17 protein-coding genes are annotated in these 16,887 nt (G+C 61.3%); 12 read left to right on the top strand and 5 right to left on the bottom strand.

Annotation, left to right across the window (positions count from 1 at the left end; all coding sequences use genetic code 11):
• Window positions 1–22: 22 nt before the first annotated feature.
• Window positions 23–652: a hypothetical protein gene (locus WNE31_RS08290; RefSeq protein ID WP_349979266.1), complete on the top strand. Its 630-nt coding sequence runs from the start codon at window positions 23–25 to the stop codon at window positions 650–652.
• Here WNE31_RS08290 and WNE31_RS08295 read toward each other — a convergent pair whose 3' ends face one another.
• Together WNE31_RS08295 and WNE31_RS08300 are read right to left on the bottom strand one after the other, a co-directional pair.
• On the bottom strand, window positions 653–979 hold the full coding sequence (locus WNE31_RS08295) for an AzlD domain-containing protein (protein ID WP_349979267.1): 327 nt from the start codon (window positions 977–979) through the stop codon (window positions 653–655).
• Window positions 976–1,701: an AzlC family ABC transporter permease gene (locus tag WNE31_RS08300; RefSeq protein ID WP_349979268.1), complete on the bottom strand. Its 726-nt coding sequence runs from the start codon at window positions 1,699–1,701 to the stop codon at window positions 976–978. Before WNE31_RS08300 ends, WNE31_RS08295 begins: the two co-directional genes overlap by 4 nt.
• 52 nt (window positions 1,702–1,753) lie before the next feature.
• On the opposite strand from WNE31_RS08300, the gene WNE31_RS08305 reads away from it, so the two are divergent.
• Genes WNE31_RS08305 through WNE31_RS08320 form a run of 4 tightly spaced genes read left to right on the top strand, consistent with a single transcriptional unit; the run spans window position 1,754 to window position 5,047 of the window.
• Window positions 1,754–2,641, top strand: a complete 888-nt coding sequence (locus WNE31_RS08305) for a formate dehydrogenase accessory sulfurtransferase FdhD (protein WP_349979460.1) — start codon at window positions 1,754–1,756, stop codon at window positions 2,639–2,641.
• A gap of 50 nt (window positions 2,642–2,691) precedes the next feature.
• On the top strand, window positions 2,692–3,300 hold the full coding sequence (gene mobA, locus WNE31_RS08310) for a molybdenum cofactor guanylyltransferase MobA (protein WP_349979269.1): 609 nt from the start codon (window positions 2,692–2,694) through the stop codon (window positions 3,298–3,300).
• Entirely contained in the window at window positions 3,300–3,797 is a 498-nt protein-coding gene (gene mobB, locus WNE31_RS08315) for a molybdopterin-guanine dinucleotide biosynthesis protein B (protein ID WP_349979270.1), read from the top strand. The genes mobA and mobB overlap by 1 nt, the downstream gene beginning before the upstream one ends.
• A complete protein-coding gene (locus WNE31_RS08320; protein ID WP_349979271.1) occupies window positions 3,788–5,047 on the top strand; it encodes a molybdenum cofactor synthesis domain-containing protein in 1,260 nt (419 codons plus the stop codon). The genes mobB and WNE31_RS08320 overlap by 10 nt, the downstream gene beginning before the upstream one ends.
• Window positions 5,048–5,215: 168 nt before the next feature.
• Here the strand turns inward: WNE31_RS08320 and WNE31_RS08325 are convergent, their stop codons facing one another.
• Window positions 5,216–6,244 carry a hypothetical protein gene (locus tag WNE31_RS08325; protein ID WP_349979272.1) on the bottom strand — a complete coding sequence of 343 codons (1,029 nt, stop codon included), beginning with the start codon at window positions 6,242–6,244 and terminating at the stop codon, window positions 5,216–5,218.
• A 23-nt stretch (window positions 6,245–6,267) separates the two neighbouring features.
• Window positions 6,268–6,738, bottom strand: a complete 471-nt coding sequence (gene greA, locus WNE31_RS08330; RefSeq protein WP_349979273.1) for a transcription elongation factor GreA — start codon at window positions 6,736–6,738, stop codon at window positions 6,268–6,270.
• A gap of 254 nt (window positions 6,739–6,992) precedes the next feature.
• Between greA and WNE31_RS08335 the strand changes: the two genes are divergently transcribed.
• From WNE31_RS08335 to WNE31_RS08355, 5 genes are all read left to right on the top strand, one after another.
• Window positions 6,993–8,639 (top strand): electron transfer flavoprotein-ubiquinone oxidoreductase, encoded by a 1,647-nt coding sequence (locus WNE31_RS08335; RefSeq protein WP_349979274.1) that lies wholly within the window; start codon window positions 6,993–6,995, stop codon window positions 8,637–8,639.
• 139 nt (window positions 8,640–8,778) lie between these two features.
• Window positions 8,779–10,299 carry a calcium-binding protein gene (locus WNE31_RS08340; protein ID WP_349979275.1) on the top strand — a complete coding sequence of 507 codons (1,521 nt, stop codon included), beginning with the start codon at window positions 8,779–8,781 and terminating at the stop codon, window positions 10,297–10,299.
• A gap of 186 nt (window positions 10,300–10,485) precedes the next feature.
• Window positions 10,486–12,003, top strand: coding sequence for a calcium-binding protein (locus WNE31_RS08345; RefSeq protein WP_349979276.1), 1,518 nt, complete (start codon window positions 10,486–10,488; stop codon window positions 12,001–12,003).
• Between the two features lie 145 nt (window positions 12,004–12,148).
• Window positions 12,149–13,858, top strand: a complete 1,710-nt coding sequence (locus WNE31_RS08350) for a tetratricopeptide repeat protein (RefSeq protein ID WP_349979277.1) — start codon at window positions 12,149–12,151, stop codon at window positions 13,856–13,858.
• Window positions 13,848–14,684: a 4-(cytidine 5'-diphospho)-2-C-methyl-D-erythritol kinase gene (locus WNE31_RS08355; protein WP_349979278.1), complete on the top strand. Its 837-nt coding sequence runs from the start codon at window positions 13,848–13,850 to the stop codon at window positions 14,682–14,684. Before WNE31_RS08350 ends, WNE31_RS08355 begins: the two co-directional genes overlap by 11 nt.
• A 104-nt stretch (window positions 14,685–14,788) precedes the next feature.
• Here WNE31_RS08355 and WNE31_RS08360 read toward each other — a convergent pair whose 3' ends face one another.
• Complete coding sequence (locus WNE31_RS08360; RefSeq protein ID WP_349979279.1) at window positions 14,789–15,790, bottom strand: polyprenyl synthetase family protein; 1,002 nt, start codon at window positions 15,788–15,790, stop codon at window positions 14,789–14,791.
• A 55-nt stretch (window positions 15,791–15,845) separates the two neighbouring features.
• Here WNE31_RS08360 and WNE31_RS08365 point away from each other — a divergent pair, with 55 nt between their 5' ends.
• Both WNE31_RS08365 and WNE31_RS08370 read left to right on the top strand, forming a co-directional pair.
• Window positions 15,846–16,061 (top strand): putative signal transducing protein, encoded by a 216-nt coding sequence (locus WNE31_RS08365; protein WP_349979461.1) that lies wholly within the window; start codon window positions 15,846–15,848, stop codon window positions 16,059–16,061.
• 9 nt (window positions 16,062–16,070) lie between these two features.
• Window positions 16,071–16,820 (top strand): tRNA1(Val) (adenine(37)-N6)-methyltransferase, encoded by a 750-nt coding sequence (locus WNE31_RS08370; RefSeq protein ID WP_349979280.1) that lies wholly within the window; start codon window positions 16,071–16,073, stop codon window positions 16,818–16,820.
• Window positions 16,821–16,887: the final 67 nt, after the last annotated feature.

A 16,887-nucleotide genomic window follows, 5' to 3' on the forward strand; every position in this document is an offset into this window, starting at 1 on the left:
GGCCGGTATTGGGGGCCATCCCATGAAGACGTTGATCCGTTTTGGGGCAGCCTGTCTTGTGGCTGCTTCTCTGTCGGCCTGTGCCGTCAACAAGGATTACCACACGGATGCGCAGGTCGCGCAGGCGGCTTATGTACATGATGGCCCTCCACGCCTGACCCTGTTCACGATGGTGAGCAACGAAACCGGGTCTGGGGCACACACATCCCTCATGGTGAACGCGTCGCAGCGGGTGGCGTTTGATCCGGCCGGAAATTTCCGGGCCGACCAGATCGTGTCGAAAGGCGATGTCGTCTATGGGATGACGCCGGAACGGGTGGATTTCTACACGCGCTATCATGCGCGCAAGTCGTTCCACGTGATTGTTCAGGAACTTGACGTGCCTCCGCAGACGGCAGAGCTCGCCCTGCGCAAGGTGATGACCAACGGCGCAGTGCCGCAGGCGAACTGTGCGCGCAGCACGTCGGAGATCCTGAAATCCCTGCCGGGGTTCGAGGATATCCCCGTCACTTATTATCCGAACAAACTTGCCGAGGCGTTTGCCAAGAAAGGCGCGACCTCGTCGGCCCTTTATGAATATGACGACGACGACAAGTCCAAAGTTCTGCGCGAATACAACGCTGAACTTGTCGCCAAACAGCAGAACGGCTGATTATCCCTGTAAATACAGCCCAAGATACAGCGTTGCGGCGCCTGCACAGATCGCGATGATGACATTCTTGGTGGCGTAACCCAGCCCCAATGTGACCGTGGCTGCGGCGAGTCGCGGCATGTCGGGCTGCCCCCCCGTCGCGGCGGGCCACATCACCAGCGGCGCCACGAGCCCTGGCAGGACGGCCACGGCGGTATAGCGCAGATGGCGCAGCACCCAAGGCGGCAGGTTCCTATCCCCGATAAAGCCGGTGAACATGAAGCGCAGTCCGAAACTGCCCAGCCCCATGCCGATAATCACGATCCAGAGTTCCACGCGATCGATCATGGCGCCTCCTCCGATCTGGTCTTGCGTTCGGTCCAGAGTTCCACCTGCGCCCCGGTGATCATCCCGCCGATGCCCGCAATCATCAGCCCAAGATTATAGGGCACCCACGCGAACCCCAGCGCCAGCGCCACTGATACCATCGCCGCAGCAACATGCGCCCCGGTGCGCAGCATTGGTCCGATCATCGCCAGAAATGTGATCGGCACCGCGAAGTCCAGCGCCAGTTCGGGCGGGATGGACTTGCCCACCAGCGCCCCTACCAACGTGAACAGATACCAGTTCGGACAGATCGGCGTAACCACCCCAAAGAAATAGGCGATCCGCTCGGGCACCGTCATTTTCGGGTGGGTTTCATATTCGATGATCGACAGGGCATAGGCCTGATCGACGGTGAAATAGGCCGCCCACGCGCGCTGCCACATCGGCGCCGCGCCGATATAGGGTGTGAGAGAGGCCGAATACATCGCCATGCGCAGGTTCACAGCCAGCGCCGAGGCCAGCACCACGATGGTCGGCGCGTTTTCGTTCATCAGTTGAAGCGCGGTGAACTGGGCCGCGCCTGCGATCACGACGACCGAAAAGGCCATCGTCTCAAAAACGTTCAGACCCGCCTCGGTGGCCACGACCCCGAACAGCAGGGCAAAGGGGCTGACCACCAACACAAAAGGCATGCCGTTGCGCACACCTTTCCAATAGGCGGATTTCACACTGGAGGAGGCCATGAACTTTCCCTAGATTGCTCCCATGGAAAGGCCTAAAGCCGATCGACAGGAGATGCAATTGGCCACGCAACAAGACCCGCAGGATTATCTGATCGCCCCCGACCCGACCGCGCCGCGCCTGACCCGCGCCGTGCAGGGGGTGGATCACACCGGCACCGAGACCACGATCTCGGTGGTCGAAGAACGCCCGCTCACCATCTTCCTGAACGCGCAGGAAATCGTGACGGCTATGACCATTGGCGACTATCCCGAATATCTGGCGCTGGGATTCCTGCGCAATCAGGGTATGTTGGCCGACACCGATGTGGTGACGCGCGTCGATTTCGACGAAGAACTTGAAACCGTCGTCGTGCGCACCGAGGTCGAGACCAGCCACGAGGAAAAGCTCAAGAAAAAGACCCGGACCTCGGGCTGTGCCGTGGGCACCGTGTTCGGCGACATGATGGAGGGGCTCGAGGACGTGATCCTGCCTGCCACCACGGTGAAGACCTCGGACCTTTACGCGCTGGCGCACAAGATCAACCGGACCCCGTCGCTCTATCTCGAGGCGGGGGCGATTCACGGCACGATTCTCTGTCAGGGCCCGCGCCCGTTGGTTTATATGGAGGACGTGGGCCGGCACAACGCGGTGGACAAGGTTGCGGGCTGGATGTTCGACACGAACACCCCTGCGGATGACAAGATCCTCTACACCACCGGTCGGCTGACCTCCGAAATGGTCATCAAGACCGCAATGATGGGCATCCCCGTTCTGGCTTCACGCTCGGGCTTTACCGCGTGGGGCGTTGAAATCGCCCGTGAGGTGGGCCTGACCCTGATCGGGCGTATGCGTGGGCAACGCTTTGTCTGTCTTTCTGGCAATGACCGGCTGCTGCGTGATGTCGATCCGGCCTCGGTGCCCGTCGAAGACAAGAAACATCGCCGCAAATCGGCAAGCTGACCCATGTTTCACCTTTTCCCAAACACTCCTGCCGGAGGCACAGAAACCAAATGACCCAACCTCTCGGAGTGATCCTCGCCGGTGGACAGGCAACCCGCATGGGCGGTGGCGACAAGGGCATGCATCTTCTGGCGGGCAAGCCGATCCTGTCCCATGTGATCGAACGACTGGGGCCGCAAACCGACGGTCTGGCGCTCAATGCCAATGGTGATCCCGACCGGTTTGCTCATACTGGCCTGCCAGTTCTGCCGGACTCCATTCCAGACTATCCCGGCCCGCTGGCCGGCGTGCTGGCCGGGCTGGACTGGGCCGCCGAGCAGGGGGCCGAGACCATTGTCACTGCTGCCGCGGACACGCCGTTCTTTCCGCGTGATCTTGTGGCGCGCCTGACCCGCGCCGCCGGGCTTGCCAATACCCCCATTGCCCTGGCCGGAACACAGGAAGACGGGCGCGGTCGGCGCCACCCGACCTTTGGCCTCTGGCCTGTCGCCCTGCGCCATGACCTGCGCCAGTCGCTGCTCTCGGGTGTGCGCAAGGTGGTGCTCTGGACAGACCGCCACGGCGCGGCCACGGCGGCCTTTGAAGACGGAGCGTTTTTCAACGTGAACACCCCCGAAGACCTCGACCGTGCCCGCGAAATTGCCAAGGGGGCAGGGTGATGCGGATCTACGGCGTCACCGGCTGGAAAAACGCAGGTAAAACCGGCTTGATGGAGCGACTTGTGGCCGAGATCACGCGCCGTGGCTTCACGATCTCGACCCTGAAACACGCCCATCACGCTGTCGATGTGGATCAGCCGGGTCGCGACAGCTATCGCCACCGCGAGGCGGGCGCCCGGCAGGTTCTGCTGGCCTCGCAAAACCGCTGGGCCCTGATGACCGAGCTGCGCGGCGCAGAAGAGCCCTCCCTGCAAACCCTGCTGGATCAGATGGCCCCGGTCGACCTGATCCTTGTCGAAGGGTACAAACGCGAGCCCCACCCAAAGATCGAAGCCTGGCGCGCCGCAGCGGCCAATCCATTGATCGCACCCGGCGACCCCACCATCCGTGCGGTTGCCACGGATACGCCGCTTGACCTTGACCGTCCGCAGTTCCCGCTCGACGATACAGCGGCTATCGCGGACTTTATCCTGAAGGAGACTGGCCTGTGCCCCTGACTCCACCGCCGCTAAAGGATGATTGCTTTGCCTTGCCCGCCGGGACCCACTGGACACCGGTGGACGAGGCCCTGTCAGAACTGCGTGCCCGCCTTTCTCCGGTCACCGGTGTTGAATCCGTGCCGCTTTCGGCCGCGCTGGATCGTATTCTTGCCGAAGATATTCACGCCAATCGCGCCAATCCCCCCCAACCCAACAGCGCGGTGGATGGTTATGGCCTCTGTCACGCCGACACCGGCGCTGGCCCACAATCCCTGCCGCTCATGGCGGGGCGCAGCGCGGCGGGGCAACCACTCGGGCACCCGCTGGAACGCGGGCACGCGGTGCGTATCCTGACCGGCGCCACCCTCCCCGAAGGGGTCGACACCGTCATCCTGCAGGAAGACGTGTCCACCGACGGACAGGCCATCGCTTTTCACGGCCCTTTGAAGAAAGGCGCGAACACGCGCCGCGCGGGCGAAGATGTGGAAGCGGGCGCGTGCATTCTGCCCGCGGGTCGCCGCCTTGGTCCCGCGGATCTGGCCTTGCTGGCTGCAACCAACGTGTCGAACATCCCGGTGCGCCAACGTCTGCGTGTGGCAGTGGTCTCGACAGGGGACGAACTGGCCGAACCCGGTGACAGTGCGCGGCCGGATCAGATTTACGACGCCAACCGTCCCCTGCTGCTATCGATGATCCGCCGTTTCGGGTTTGATCCCATAGACATGGGCCGAGCGCCTGATGCGCGCGATGCCCTGCGCGGGTTTCTGGACGAGGCCGCACAATCTGCGGACATGATCCTCACCTCCGGCGGTGCCTCAGCGGGAGACGAGGACCACATGTCGGCCCTGTTGAACGAAAGCGGCTCCATGACGCTCTGGCGCATGGCGATCAAACCGGGTCGACCACTTGCATTGGGCGTCTGGAATGGCGCGCCTGTCTTCGGCCTCCCCGGCAATCCGGTGGCGGCGATGGTCTGCACGCTGATCTTTGCAAGGCCCGCGATGGGGGTGTTGGCCGGGGCAGGCTGGCGGCAGCCCCTGCGCCTGACAGTGCCGGCGGCGTTTTCCAAGGCCAAGAAGCCCGGCCGCCGCGAATACCTGCGCGCCCGCTTGCGCGATGGCCGTGCCGAGGTGTTCGTTTCGGAAGGGTCGGGACGCATCAGCGGTTTGTCCTGGGCCGAAGGTCTTGTCGAGCTGCCAGACGGCGCCTGCGAAATCACGGAAGGCACGCCTGTCACTTACCTGCCCTATGTCGGGTTCGACCTCTGATCTTTTTTCTTGGGGGCAAATACCTCGGGGTGAGCGGTCAAAGCCCAGCGGGCTTTGGGCGCGAGGGGCTGGCCCCTCGCCGTGCCATCGGCGCGGCCCGGCCCAACCAGAGAAGCGGGCTAGGCCCGCACCGATGGGCGACAGCCTCCGCGCGTTTCCAGTGTTGTTTCAGTCGAAAATCCCTGCCACGCGGCCCAGCAACATAAAGGCGCGGGCGGTGCGGGTGTCTGACAATGCCGCGATCTCCGCGTCCGAGGCTGTTTCTTCGAAATCGACGAACATCCGGTCGAACCGGCGTAGGAAATGGTGGGCCGCATCGCGGAAGATCGGATCCTGCTTCATCCGCCCGGCGGCCAGCGCCAGCGAAGACCGGTCGCGGATGCCGCCCAGCTGGGCAATGACCTTGCCGCGTTCTCCTGCCGCGAATCGGCGCCAAATCTCGGGTCGCGCCAGATCAGGACGCAGGTCATCCATATAGATGCCGTCCTGCGACAAGAGCGTCAGCACATCCTGCGCCGCCTGAATCAGCTGCGCGGCCTGACGATCCTTCAACGCTTTGCGCAGGGCGGCAAAGCCATCCTTGTCCTCAGCGTTTTCTGGGAAATTCAGCGCGCTGATGAAAATCTCGCGATCCAAGGGGGGCGACAGATCTTCCGCCGGGGTCCCCAGCGCAAGAAGCCCTTGGTCCTCTTCCGTCAGGACAGGACTGGCCGGTACGACGGGTTTGCGGATGCCACGGTCGCGGGTGGTGGAAAAGGTCGCCAGCGCGGTTTCGGTTTTTTTCTGGGCCGCCGCGATTTCGTCAAGCTTGCGCGCCACGGACGGTTCCGCAGCGGCGATCTTGCTGGCGGCCCCCTGCGATTGGGCCACATAGGTGCGGCGCATGGCGTCGATGGCGGCCTGCAGGCGCGCGCTTTCCTCGCGCATGATTCGGCTGGACCGGGCAGCGGTTGCCGCCACCCAGATCATAGCGACCGGCAGGAAGATCGCCAGCATGGTCATCACAAAGCGCAGCCCGTCGACCTTTTGCACGCCGGTCCCGTCGCCGGGGCCAAGAACAAGGAAAAACACCGCCGTGCCGCCGAGCCACAACAGGCTGAGAACAACAGCAATCGCTTCGATCCCCGTCACCTTGGGGGCCGTGGGCTTGTCATACAGTCCCGGCGGGGTCGAATTGTCTTCGCTTGCCTCAGTCATACCTGCACCTGCGTTACCGCGACCTAAACATAGGCGATGGAAAGCACCTCATAGCTTTTTTCGCCGCCCGGGGTGCGCACCTCCACACTGTCGCCTTCTTCCTTGCCAATCAATGCCCGCGCAATAGGCGATTTGATGTTCAAGAGACCTTTTTCGACATTTGCCTCGTGTTCGCCCACGATCTGCCAGGTCTTTTCCTCGTCCGTGTCCTCGTCGACAAGGGTGACGGTCGCGCCGAACTTGATCGATCCGCTCAGGTTGGTGGGGTCGATCACATCGGCCAGACCAATCACCCCTTCCAGTTCCTTGATACGCCCCTCGATAAAGCCCTGTTTCTCGCGGGCCGAATGATATTCGGCGTTTTCCTTCAGGTCGCCCAGTTCTCGGGCCTCGGCAATCGCCTGAATGATGGCCGGACGTTCCACCGATTTCAACGTTTTCAGTTCTGCTTCCAGCGCCGTGAACCCGGCGCGGGTCATTGGTATTTTTTCCATTGGGTCGGTCCCGATCGTCGGGGGCAACGCAGATGCGGTGCCCAGTCTTGTTTTGTCTTGTTTGGGCTCAGAGTGCCCCGAGCCGTCTTTCAAAAGCAAGTGGTCGCGAGCAATGCAAGCGCAAAACGGTGTTATCGCAACGGCACAAGGCGATTTGAGGCATTTTGTCGTCGGGTTCTGATTGACGTTTTGTTTAAAGCTGGGATAGCAACTGCGAAACAATATTTCCGCAGCCACCCGGGAAGGAAAGCCACATGGCAGAGATCGAACGCGAAGCAATGGAATATGACGTCGTTATCGTTGGTGCGGGCCCCGCGGGTCTGTCGGCGGCGATCCGTCTGAAGCAACTGGATGCAGACCTCGATGTCGTGGTTCTGGAAAAAGGGTCCGAGGTCGGGGCGCATATCCTGTCCGGCGCCGTTCTGGACCCTTGTGGTCTCGACAAGCTGATTCCTGACTGGAAGGAAAAAGGCGCCCCGCTGAACGTGCCGGTCAAGGAAGACAATTTCTACATGCTGGGTGAGGCAGGTGAAATCCGCATCCCCAACTTCCCGATGCCGCCGCTGATGAACAACCACGGCAACTATATCGTGTCGATGGGCAATGTCTGCCGCTGGATGGCCGAACAGGCCGAAGAGCTGGGTGTCGAGATATTCCCCGGCATGGCCTGTTCAGAGCTGGTCTATGGCGAGGCCGGCAGCATCAAGGGCGTGGTTGCCGGTGTTTTCGGTCTCGAGGAAGACGGGTCTTACGGCCCCAACACCGAGCCGGGCATGGAACTGCACGGCAAGTATGTCTTCCTCAGTGAAGGCGTGCGTGGCAGCCTCTCGAAAGAGGTGATCGAACGCTACGGCCTTTCCGACGGTAAGGAGCCGCAGAAATACGGCATCGGCATGAAGGAAATCTGGGAGATCGACCCGGCCAAGCACAAGGAAGGCACCGTGACTCACACGATGGGCTGGCCCCTTGGCGGCAATGCCGGTGGCGGGTCGTTCATCTATCACCTCGAGAACAACCAGGTCTATGTCGGCTTCGTGGTGCACCTGAACTATAAGAACCCGCACCTGTTCCCCTACATGGAATTCCAGCGCTTCAAGCATCACCCGATGGTGGCCGAGCTTCTTGAGGGCGGCAAGCGTGTCGCTTATGGCGCGCGGGCCATCTCCGAAGGCGGATACCAGTCGATGCCGCAGATGGTAGCCCCCGGTGTGGCGCTACTCGGTTGTTCGGTTGGCATGGTCAACGTTCCCCGCATCAAGGGAAACCACAACGCGATGTTGTCCGGGATCGCCGCTGCCGAAGCCGCCCACGCCGCCATCAAGGACGGTCGTTCGGGCGACGAATTGCATGATTACGAACAGGAAGTGCGCAAAGGGGCGATCGGCAAAGACCTCAAGAAGGTGCGCAACGTCAAACCGATGTGGTCCAAGTGGGGCATGTTGCCCTCGCTGGCGCTGGGTGGTCTGGACATGTGGACCAATACGCTCGGGTTCTCGCTGTTTGGCACGCTCAAGCACGGCAAGAACGACGCGGCCTCGACCGAACCGGCCGCCGCGCACAAGCCGATCGAGTATCCCAAGCCCGATGGCACGCTCAGCTTTGACCGCCTGACTAATGTCAGCTTTGCGATGACAAACCACGAGGAAAGCCAGCCCTGCCACCTGCAGTTGAAGGACAAAACTGTTCCGATTCTGACCAACCTTCCGATGTATGACGAACCGGCACAGCGGTACTGCCCGGCTGGCGTCTATGAAGTGGTTGAAAAGGACGGCAAGCCCGAGTTCGTGGTGAACTTCCAGAACTGTGTGCATTGCAAGACCTGTGACATCAAGGATCCGAGCCAGAACATCAATTGGGTCACCCCCCAAGGCGGCGACGGGCCCAACTATCCGAACATGTAAGAGGCTGTATTCAAAGCAAGAAAAGGCGACACGGTGGGTCGCCTTTTTCGTTGCGCGGCGGCACAAACTGCTTGCAACATGCCTGTCGGCGGGCCAGAAAAGCCGCAGAGCTTAAACCTTTTTTACCAGTGGTGTACCCGTGACGACTTATACGTTTTCAGTTCCCGTTCTGACAATTTCCAACAACCAGATCACCGCCGCGCGCGCGGGGGAACTTCAGCTTGTTGTCCCTGACAGTGTTGAGAGTTTCAGCTATCGCACTATCAGCACGCGCGGGCTTCTCGACATTATTTCCCTCAATTCCGATGATGTCTATTCTGTCTACGCCGATGGCAGAAGTGTCATGGGCGAATTCGTCACCGGGTCACAGGAATTCGGCCAGTTGAACTGGGACAATGCTCGGCGGGAAACCTATGTTTATGCCGCATCTCTGGACGTGGGTGGCGCCTTTGAAAGTTATTTCCTCGAGATCGGCGGCGACCCCTTGCCCAATATGACCACGCTGAGCGGTGCGCGAAACCTGTTCAATCGGCTGACCTGGGCAGACGGTGCCCCCCGCGGGTCGGGTTATGGGCCGGGTGAAGAGATCGACCTCTCGGCCATTCCCGATGTTCGGGTAAGTGAAGATGACACGATCGCGTTTTCGATGATGTTTGGTCATTCCGAGATTTATGGCGGCATCGGGGATGACACGCTGTTGCCTGATGATTTGATCTCGGCCTTTGTCGATGGCGGTGCGGGCAATGATACACTGCAATTCACCGGGTATTCGGCAAATGCCTTCAATATCTCTTGGTCCGGTGCCGAATTGCGCATCGGAGACGCCATGATGCCCTTTGATGAGGGCGGCGAACAGATGCAGGTGCGCAATGTCGAGAATTTCGTATTTGCGCGTGTCGGTGGCGGGACCGAGCATTTCACGCTGGAACAGTTGCGCAGCTTCGCCGTGCGCCAGGACGCGGTGGATCTGGTCGGGGACGAGACGTCCAATATCCTGCGTGGGGGGAATAACCATGATCGTCTGGTCGGGCTGGCGGGCAACGACACGATCTGGGGCGGCGACGGCGCCGACACGCTGAATGGCGGCGACGGCAACGACGACATCCACGGCGGCGAAGACATTTTTGACGAACGTGACACGGTCTATGCCGGTGGCGGGAATGACACGGTAGACGGTGGCTATGGCAACGATCTGGTCTTTGGCGGCGAAGGTGACGACCTTCTGATTGGCGGGTTTGGCGCAGATGACCTGCGCGGCCAGCAGGGGCAGGATTCGCTGTCTGGCGGCGCGCTGTCCGATGCTCTGTTTGGCGGGGATGGCGACGATTTCCTGAATGGCGGTTTTGGTTTTGACCGGATGAACGGCGGGCATGGCGCAGACCGGTTCTTCCACTTGGGTGTTGCGGATCACGGGTCGGACTGGATCCAGGATTACGATGCCGCCGCGGGGGATGTCCTCTATTTTGGAAACAGCGACGCGACAGCGGCGCAGTTCCAGATCAATCTGGCCGAAACGCCTTTGGCTGGGGCCGATGATGTCAGCGAAGCCTTCGTGATCTACCGGCCCACAGGTCAGATTGTATGGGCACTTGTCGATGGCGGCGCGCAGGACAGCATCAACCTTCAGATTGGCGGGCAGGTGTTCGACCTGATGGCATAAAGCTTTCTGCGCTAAACTGATTGTTAATATCCAATGGCTTAGATCGTTGGCAGAGATGCATATTTGCGACGGTCGGGCTGCCCTGCTGGGTCGCACGCTTACAGATAACTTGAGCGGCAAGCGGGATGCGGGTACGCTTACGGAAAATGCACCACAAGAGTGCGTTATCACGAGGCAAGGCAGACCATGACCACATACACCTTTTCGGTGCCTGTATTCCGGCATATCGACGAAGAATTGCAAAGCGCGCGTTTGGGGCAAATCCAGCTGGTGCTGCCTGAACAGAGCAGCAGTTTTGTCTATACTTCGCTTCGGGCAAATCCGATCACAGGCATGCTGGACATCGTTCAGGCGGATCGCACCACGCTTTATGCCTTGCACGGCGATGGGTTTGATTTCCTTGACCCGACCATGACCACCGAGATCGAGGAATTCGGTCTCATGTTCTGGGACACGATGGCAACCGAGACGGTGGTTTATTCCGTGTCGCATCCCGTCGGGCCCGAGATTGAAAGTTATGTGTTGCGCGTCGGGGGGACCGAACTGCCCGAGATCACAACGACGCGGCAGGCTCAGCAATTCCTCGACCGTGTCATCCACACAGATATCCCGGTGGATGGATCGGGATTCTTCCCCGGAGATCCGATTTTTGTGAATGCGCTTCCCGGGGTCACGATATCCGAGAATGACGTGTTCACCACGTATCGCGCGCTTGTCGAAACCGGGGTTGGTCGCGACGTCATTGGCGTGGTGCAGGGCAACGATCATGAAATCGACGGTCAGGACGGCATCGACACCGTTCGCTTCCATGACGGCAGTTTTGCTAGCGCGTCCGTGGCCCTGACTGGTGGCAATCTCGTCTTCTCGCTTGGGACGGATACGATCACGGCCCGCTTTGTCGAGTATTTTGATTTCGAGATGGACGACCGTTTCATCAGCATGGAGGCCTTGCGCCTCATTGCGACGCGCGACGCGGTGGTGAACCGCACGGGCGACGGATTCAATGATCAGTTCATCGGCGGTAGCAGCCACGACCGCCTCGTCGGGTTGGGTGGCAACGACACGCTGAATGGCGGTGATGGCCGCGACACGCTCAACGGCGGCGACGGGGACGACTCGATTGATGCCGGCGGTGGCGGCTATGACGAAGGCGACCTGATCTTTGCCGGTGCCGGAAATGACACCGCCGATGGCGGCTATGGCAACGACATGGTCTATGGCGGCGACGGTGACGACGTACTCATGGGGGGCTTCGGCGCGGATACAGTCGTCGGGCAAGGAGATGATGACCTTCTTTCCGGCGGCGCATTTGCCGACCAATTGTTCGGGGGCGACGGCGATGATTTCCTCAATGGCGGTTTCGGGCACGACCTCTTGAACGGGGGCGCAGGCGCGGACGAATTCTTTCACATCGGCCAGCGCACCCATGGGTCTGACTGGGTGCAGGATTACAACGCCGCAGAGGGTGACGTGCTGTTCTATGGCATCAGCGGCGCCAGTGCGTCCGAGTTCAACATCCAGATCGCTCACACCGAAAACGCGGGTCAGGCCGACGTGGCCGAGGCATTCGTGATCCATCGCCCCACCGGGCAGGTTTTGTGGGCTCTGGTCGACGGCGCCAGTCAGGATTCGATCAACCTGCGGATTGTGGGGCTGGACTATGACCTGCATTTCACGGGGCCGCTCTACGATCTCGTGGTCTGAGGTCGCTGACTGCCGCTTCCCGTTGCGCCGCGCCAATACGCCGGTGCAAATTGGCGTGTAAGGGCCGGTAACCGTCCTCCGGCCCATTGCTTGTTGCCGCAGCCAGCACTAGGTTTCAAAGCGAACGCCATCGAAGGAGCCCGTCTTGGCCGCATCATTCCTGCGTATTGCAACCACCTCGCTGATCCTGTCCGCACTGTCCTTGCCCGCCGTGGCGCAGGGGTTCTCGGGGTCCTATCTTGCAGGACGTCAGGCGGCTTTTGACAGCGATTACCTCGCGGCTTCGCGCTATTACACCGCCGCGCTGGCCCGCGATCCATCCAATCCGCGCCTTCTGGAAAGCGCGGTGTTGTCGTACCTGTCGCTTGGCCAGATTGACCGTGCGCTGCCCGTTGCCCGCAAGATGCGCGCAGATGGGTTGCAAAGCCAGCTGTCCGATATGGTGATCGTGGCCGAGCTCGTCAAAGACGGCAAATTCGAAACCTTGCTGGAAGACCTGAACGACACGCTTGGGGTGAACGAATTGGTCGACAGTCTGGTCACCGCGTGGGCCCATATCGGGAATGGCTCGATGTCCGATGCGCTGCAGGCCTTTGATGCGGCCGCCCGACAACAGGGCGCCGCAGGGTTCGCCGCCTATCACAAAGCGCTCGCGCTGGCCTCGGTCGGCGATTTCAGCGGTGCCGAAAAGGTCTATGCCGCCAAGGACGAGAACGCGGTCCAGATGACCCGGCGCAGCGTGCTGGCGCTTGTGCAGATCCTGAGCCAGCTTGATCGCAACGACGAGGCGCTCAACCTTATGCAGGACATGTTCGGCGGTGCTCTGGATCCCAATTTGCAGGCCATGACCGACCGTCTGCGGGCGGGCGAAACGCTCGACTTCGATATGGTCTCGGGCGTCCGCGACGGCATTGCCGAGGTGTTCTATGCCCTTGCCGATGTGCTCGCCTCCGAAGCGTCGGCGGATTATACACTGCTCTATACCCGCGTTGCGGAATACCTGCGCCCTGATCTGGTCGAGGCGCTGTTGCTGTCGGCAGGGTTGCTGGACCAGTTGGGCCGCTATGACCTTGCCATCGAGGCTTACAAGCGCGTTCCCGCCGACCACCCGTCTTTCCACATTGCAGAAATGGGGCGCTCCGACGCGCTGCGCATGGCAGGACGGGAGGACGCCGCGGTCGAGGTGCTCACGCAACTGACCCGTACTCATTCTGAACTGTCTTCGGTCCATTCGGCGCTGGGTGATGTGTTACGGCAGAACCGCGATTTCGAAGGCGCTGTTGCCGCCTATGACAAGGCGATCGAACTCGACAACGCGGCCGACCGCGCCTTGTGGTTCGTCTATTACGCGCGCGGCATCTGTCATGAACGTCTGGATCAGTGGGAACTGGCCGAGGCCGATTTCCGCACGGCGCTCGAATTGAACCCCGAACAGCCGCAGGTGCTGAACTATCTCGGCTATTCGCTTGTTGAAAAGAAGATCAAGCTGGACGAGGCGCTCAACATGATCGAACGCGCCGTCGCGGCGCGTCCTGACAGCGGCTATATTGTCGACAGTCTTGGCTGGGTTCTGTTCCGGCTTGGACGTTATGATGAAGCCGTGGCGCATATGGAACGCGCGACCGAGTTGATGCCGATTGATCCCGTGGTCAATGACCATCTGGGCGATGTCTATTGGGCCGTGGGGCGCAAGCTCGAGGCCCAGTTCCAATGGAAACGCGCGCTGTCCTTCGTCGATGAAGACAGCGCCGAAGAAGCCAAGCCCGACCGCATCCGCCGCAAGCTTGAAGTGGGGCTGGACCAGGTGCTTGAAGAAGAAGGCGCGGATCCGCTGCAAGTGGCCAATGAAAACTGAGGCCTTTGCCCCGGCCAAGATCAATCTGACCCTGCATGTCACTGGCCAGCGCGCGGATGGCTATCACCTGCTGGATTCACTGGTGGTGTTTGCCGATGTGGGGGATCGCATCACTGTGGCACCGTCGGACCGAATGCAGCTTACGGTAACCGGGCCTCGGTCGGACGGCGTGCCCAGTGATGACAGCAACCTCGTGATGCAGGCCGCCGCCTTACTGGCGGATGAGCAAAAGGCGGCCATCACTCTCGAAAAACACCTGCCCGCTGCTGCAGGGATCGGCGGGGGCAGCTCTGATGCCGCCGCGACTTTGCGGGCGCTTTCTGATCTTTGGCAATGTTCCCTCCCGGACACGGACCAGGTTCTGTCGCTGGGCGCGGACCTGCCGGTCTGCCTGACACCACAGGCACAGCGCATGTCGGGGATTGGCGAAACGCTGTCGCCGGTTGGGGGCCTGCCGGCCTGTGACATCCTGCTGGTGAACCCCGGCGTTGAGGTCTCGACTCCTGCAATCTTCCGCGCCCTGACCCGCCGGACCAACCCGCCCATGCCGATCAGTCTGCCGGACTTCCCGACACTGGACATGTTCGCCAATTGGCTCGCAACCCAGCGCAACGACCTGCAGCCCGCTGCTGTCTCGCTTCAACCTGAAATTGCAATAGTACTCGACGCCATCGACGCTTCAGGCAGCCTCTTCACGGCCATGTCGGGGTCGGGCGCCACCTGTTTCGGACTCTTTCCCTCCGATGGTCGCGCGGCAAATGCCGCCCGTGCCGCAATCGCCGCTCGCCACCCCGAATGGTGGTGCGCCTGCGGGCGCATGCTTTAAGCCGCCCACCTCTTTTTCTTGGGTAAAATACCTTGGGGTGAATTGGCGCCGGACCCTGGTCCGGGGCCAAGAGGGGCAACGCCCTTCACCAAGGACACCGGGCTCTAGCTGACCCGGGCCACCACGTAATCCGCCAGATCCGTCAGCATCGTGCGAATCTCGTGCTCGGGCAGTTGCCCGATCGCGGCCTTGGCCTTGGCCGCCCAGGCCAGTGCATCCTGGCGCGTGTCTTCCAGAGTGCCATGCTTGTGCAACAGCGCCAGCGCATGCTCGAGATCGCCGTCGTCCTGTTTGCCCTTTTCGATGGTCTTGACCCAAAACGCGCGCTCGGCGTCATCGGCTTTGGCCACCGCCTTGATTACCGGCAAGGTCAGCTTGCGCTCGCGGAAATCGTCGCCCACGTTCTTGCCTGTGGCCTTGGTGTCGCCCTGGTAATCCAGCAGGTCATCGACGATCTGGAACGCGATCCCAAGCGCGTCGCCATAGTCGAACAGCGCCCTGACCAGCGCCGGATCGGCACCCGCAATCACGCCCCCCACTTCGGTCGCTGCCGAAAACAGGGCAGCCGTTTTGCCACGCACGACCTGCAGGTAAATGCCCTCATCCGTGGCCAGGTCAGTGGCGGCAGTCAGCTGCAGCACTTCGCCCTCGGCAATCGTGGCCGAGGCATTCGACAGAATGCGCAGCACCTCGATCGAGCCGGTTTCGGTCATCAGTTGGAAGGACCGCGAAAACAGGTAGTCCCCCACCAGAACCGAGGACTTGTTGTCCCAAAGCAGGTTGGCAGTGGGGCGGCCCCGGCGTTGGGCGCTTTCGTCCACCACGTCGTCATGCAGAAGGGTCGCTGTATGTATGAACTCGACTGTGGCGGCCAGATGCACGTGATAGGGCCCGTCATAGCCACAGAGTCGCGCCGCCGCCAGCGTCAGCATCGGGCGCAGGCGTTTACCACCGGCCCCGACCAGATGGGCGGTCACCTCGGGGATGCGCGGGGCGTGTTCGCTGGCCATGCGCTGGGTAATCAGGTCATTCACGGCGGCCATTTCATCGGCCAGAAGGGCGCTCAGCGCCTCGTGCGGTTTTGTTGCGGCTTGATCCAGACCCATCAACTTCCTGTCACAGGTCTCGACATTGCCCAAGACCTGCCCTTACATCGCTGTCATGAAAGAGCTTTTGCGCAGCAACGACCCGACGATCATTGCCTTTGCCTCGGCCCTGCTTCGAGGGGAGGGTATAAACTGCTTTGAAATGGACGTAAACATGAGCGTGCTTGAAGGTTCGATCGGCATTTTGCCGCGCCGGCTCATGGTGGTCAGCGCGGACCATGCCGCGGCTGAACGGGTGATGCGTGACAACGACATCCCGCTGGGTGGGTAAGTGACGGGCATGCAGACCAGTGAAAATGCCTTTCTGGACGGGCGTTTGACAATTGCGCAGCCGGTCGATGGTTATCGCGCGGGCGTGGACCCCGTGTTTCTGGCTGCTGCGGTGCCCGCGCATCCGGGGCAGAGCGTTCTGGAACTCGGCTGCGGGGTCGGCACCGCGTCCTTGTGCCTTGGCTGGCGGGTGGCGGGCCTGACCCTCACCGGGGTCGAGATCCAGACCACCTATGCCGACCTTGCGCGCACCAACGCATCCCGCAATGGGCAGGCGTTGGAGGTTCACATCGCCGATCTGGCCCATTTGCCCGAGGTCCTGCGGCAACGACAGTTTGACCACGTGATTGCCAATCCCCCCTATTTTGACCGCAGCGCCAGCACGGCCGCCCGCGAAGCGGGACGCGAAACCGCGATGGGCGAGGCAACGCCGCTATCCCTTTGGGTTGATACGGCTGCACGCCGCTTGGCGCCCAAGGGGTTTGCCAGTTTTATCCACCGCGCGGAACGCCTGCCCGACATTTTGGCGGCGTTTTCAGGGCGTCTTGGATCTGTGCAGGTGCTGCCTTTGCAGCCCCGCCTCGGGCGCGACGCGAATCTGGTTCTGGTGCGCGGACGCAAGGGGGGGCGGGCCGCATTCCGCCTGCATGCGCCGGTCCTTTTGCATGAAGGCACGCATCATGACGGGGATCGGGAAAGCTATACCTCTGAGGTGCGCGCGGTGTTGCGCGACGGGACGGCGTTGCCGTTTCCTGTTTGAAACCAACATCTTTCCGACTTTTGTCTTTCTGCGTCGCGAACCAGCCAATCCCAAGCCCCGGAAAAAC

Source organism: Shimia fortis (assembly GCF_040225985.1).
Lineage (GTDB): Bacteria > Pseudomonadota > Alphaproteobacteria > Rhodobacterales > Rhodobacteraceae > Shimia.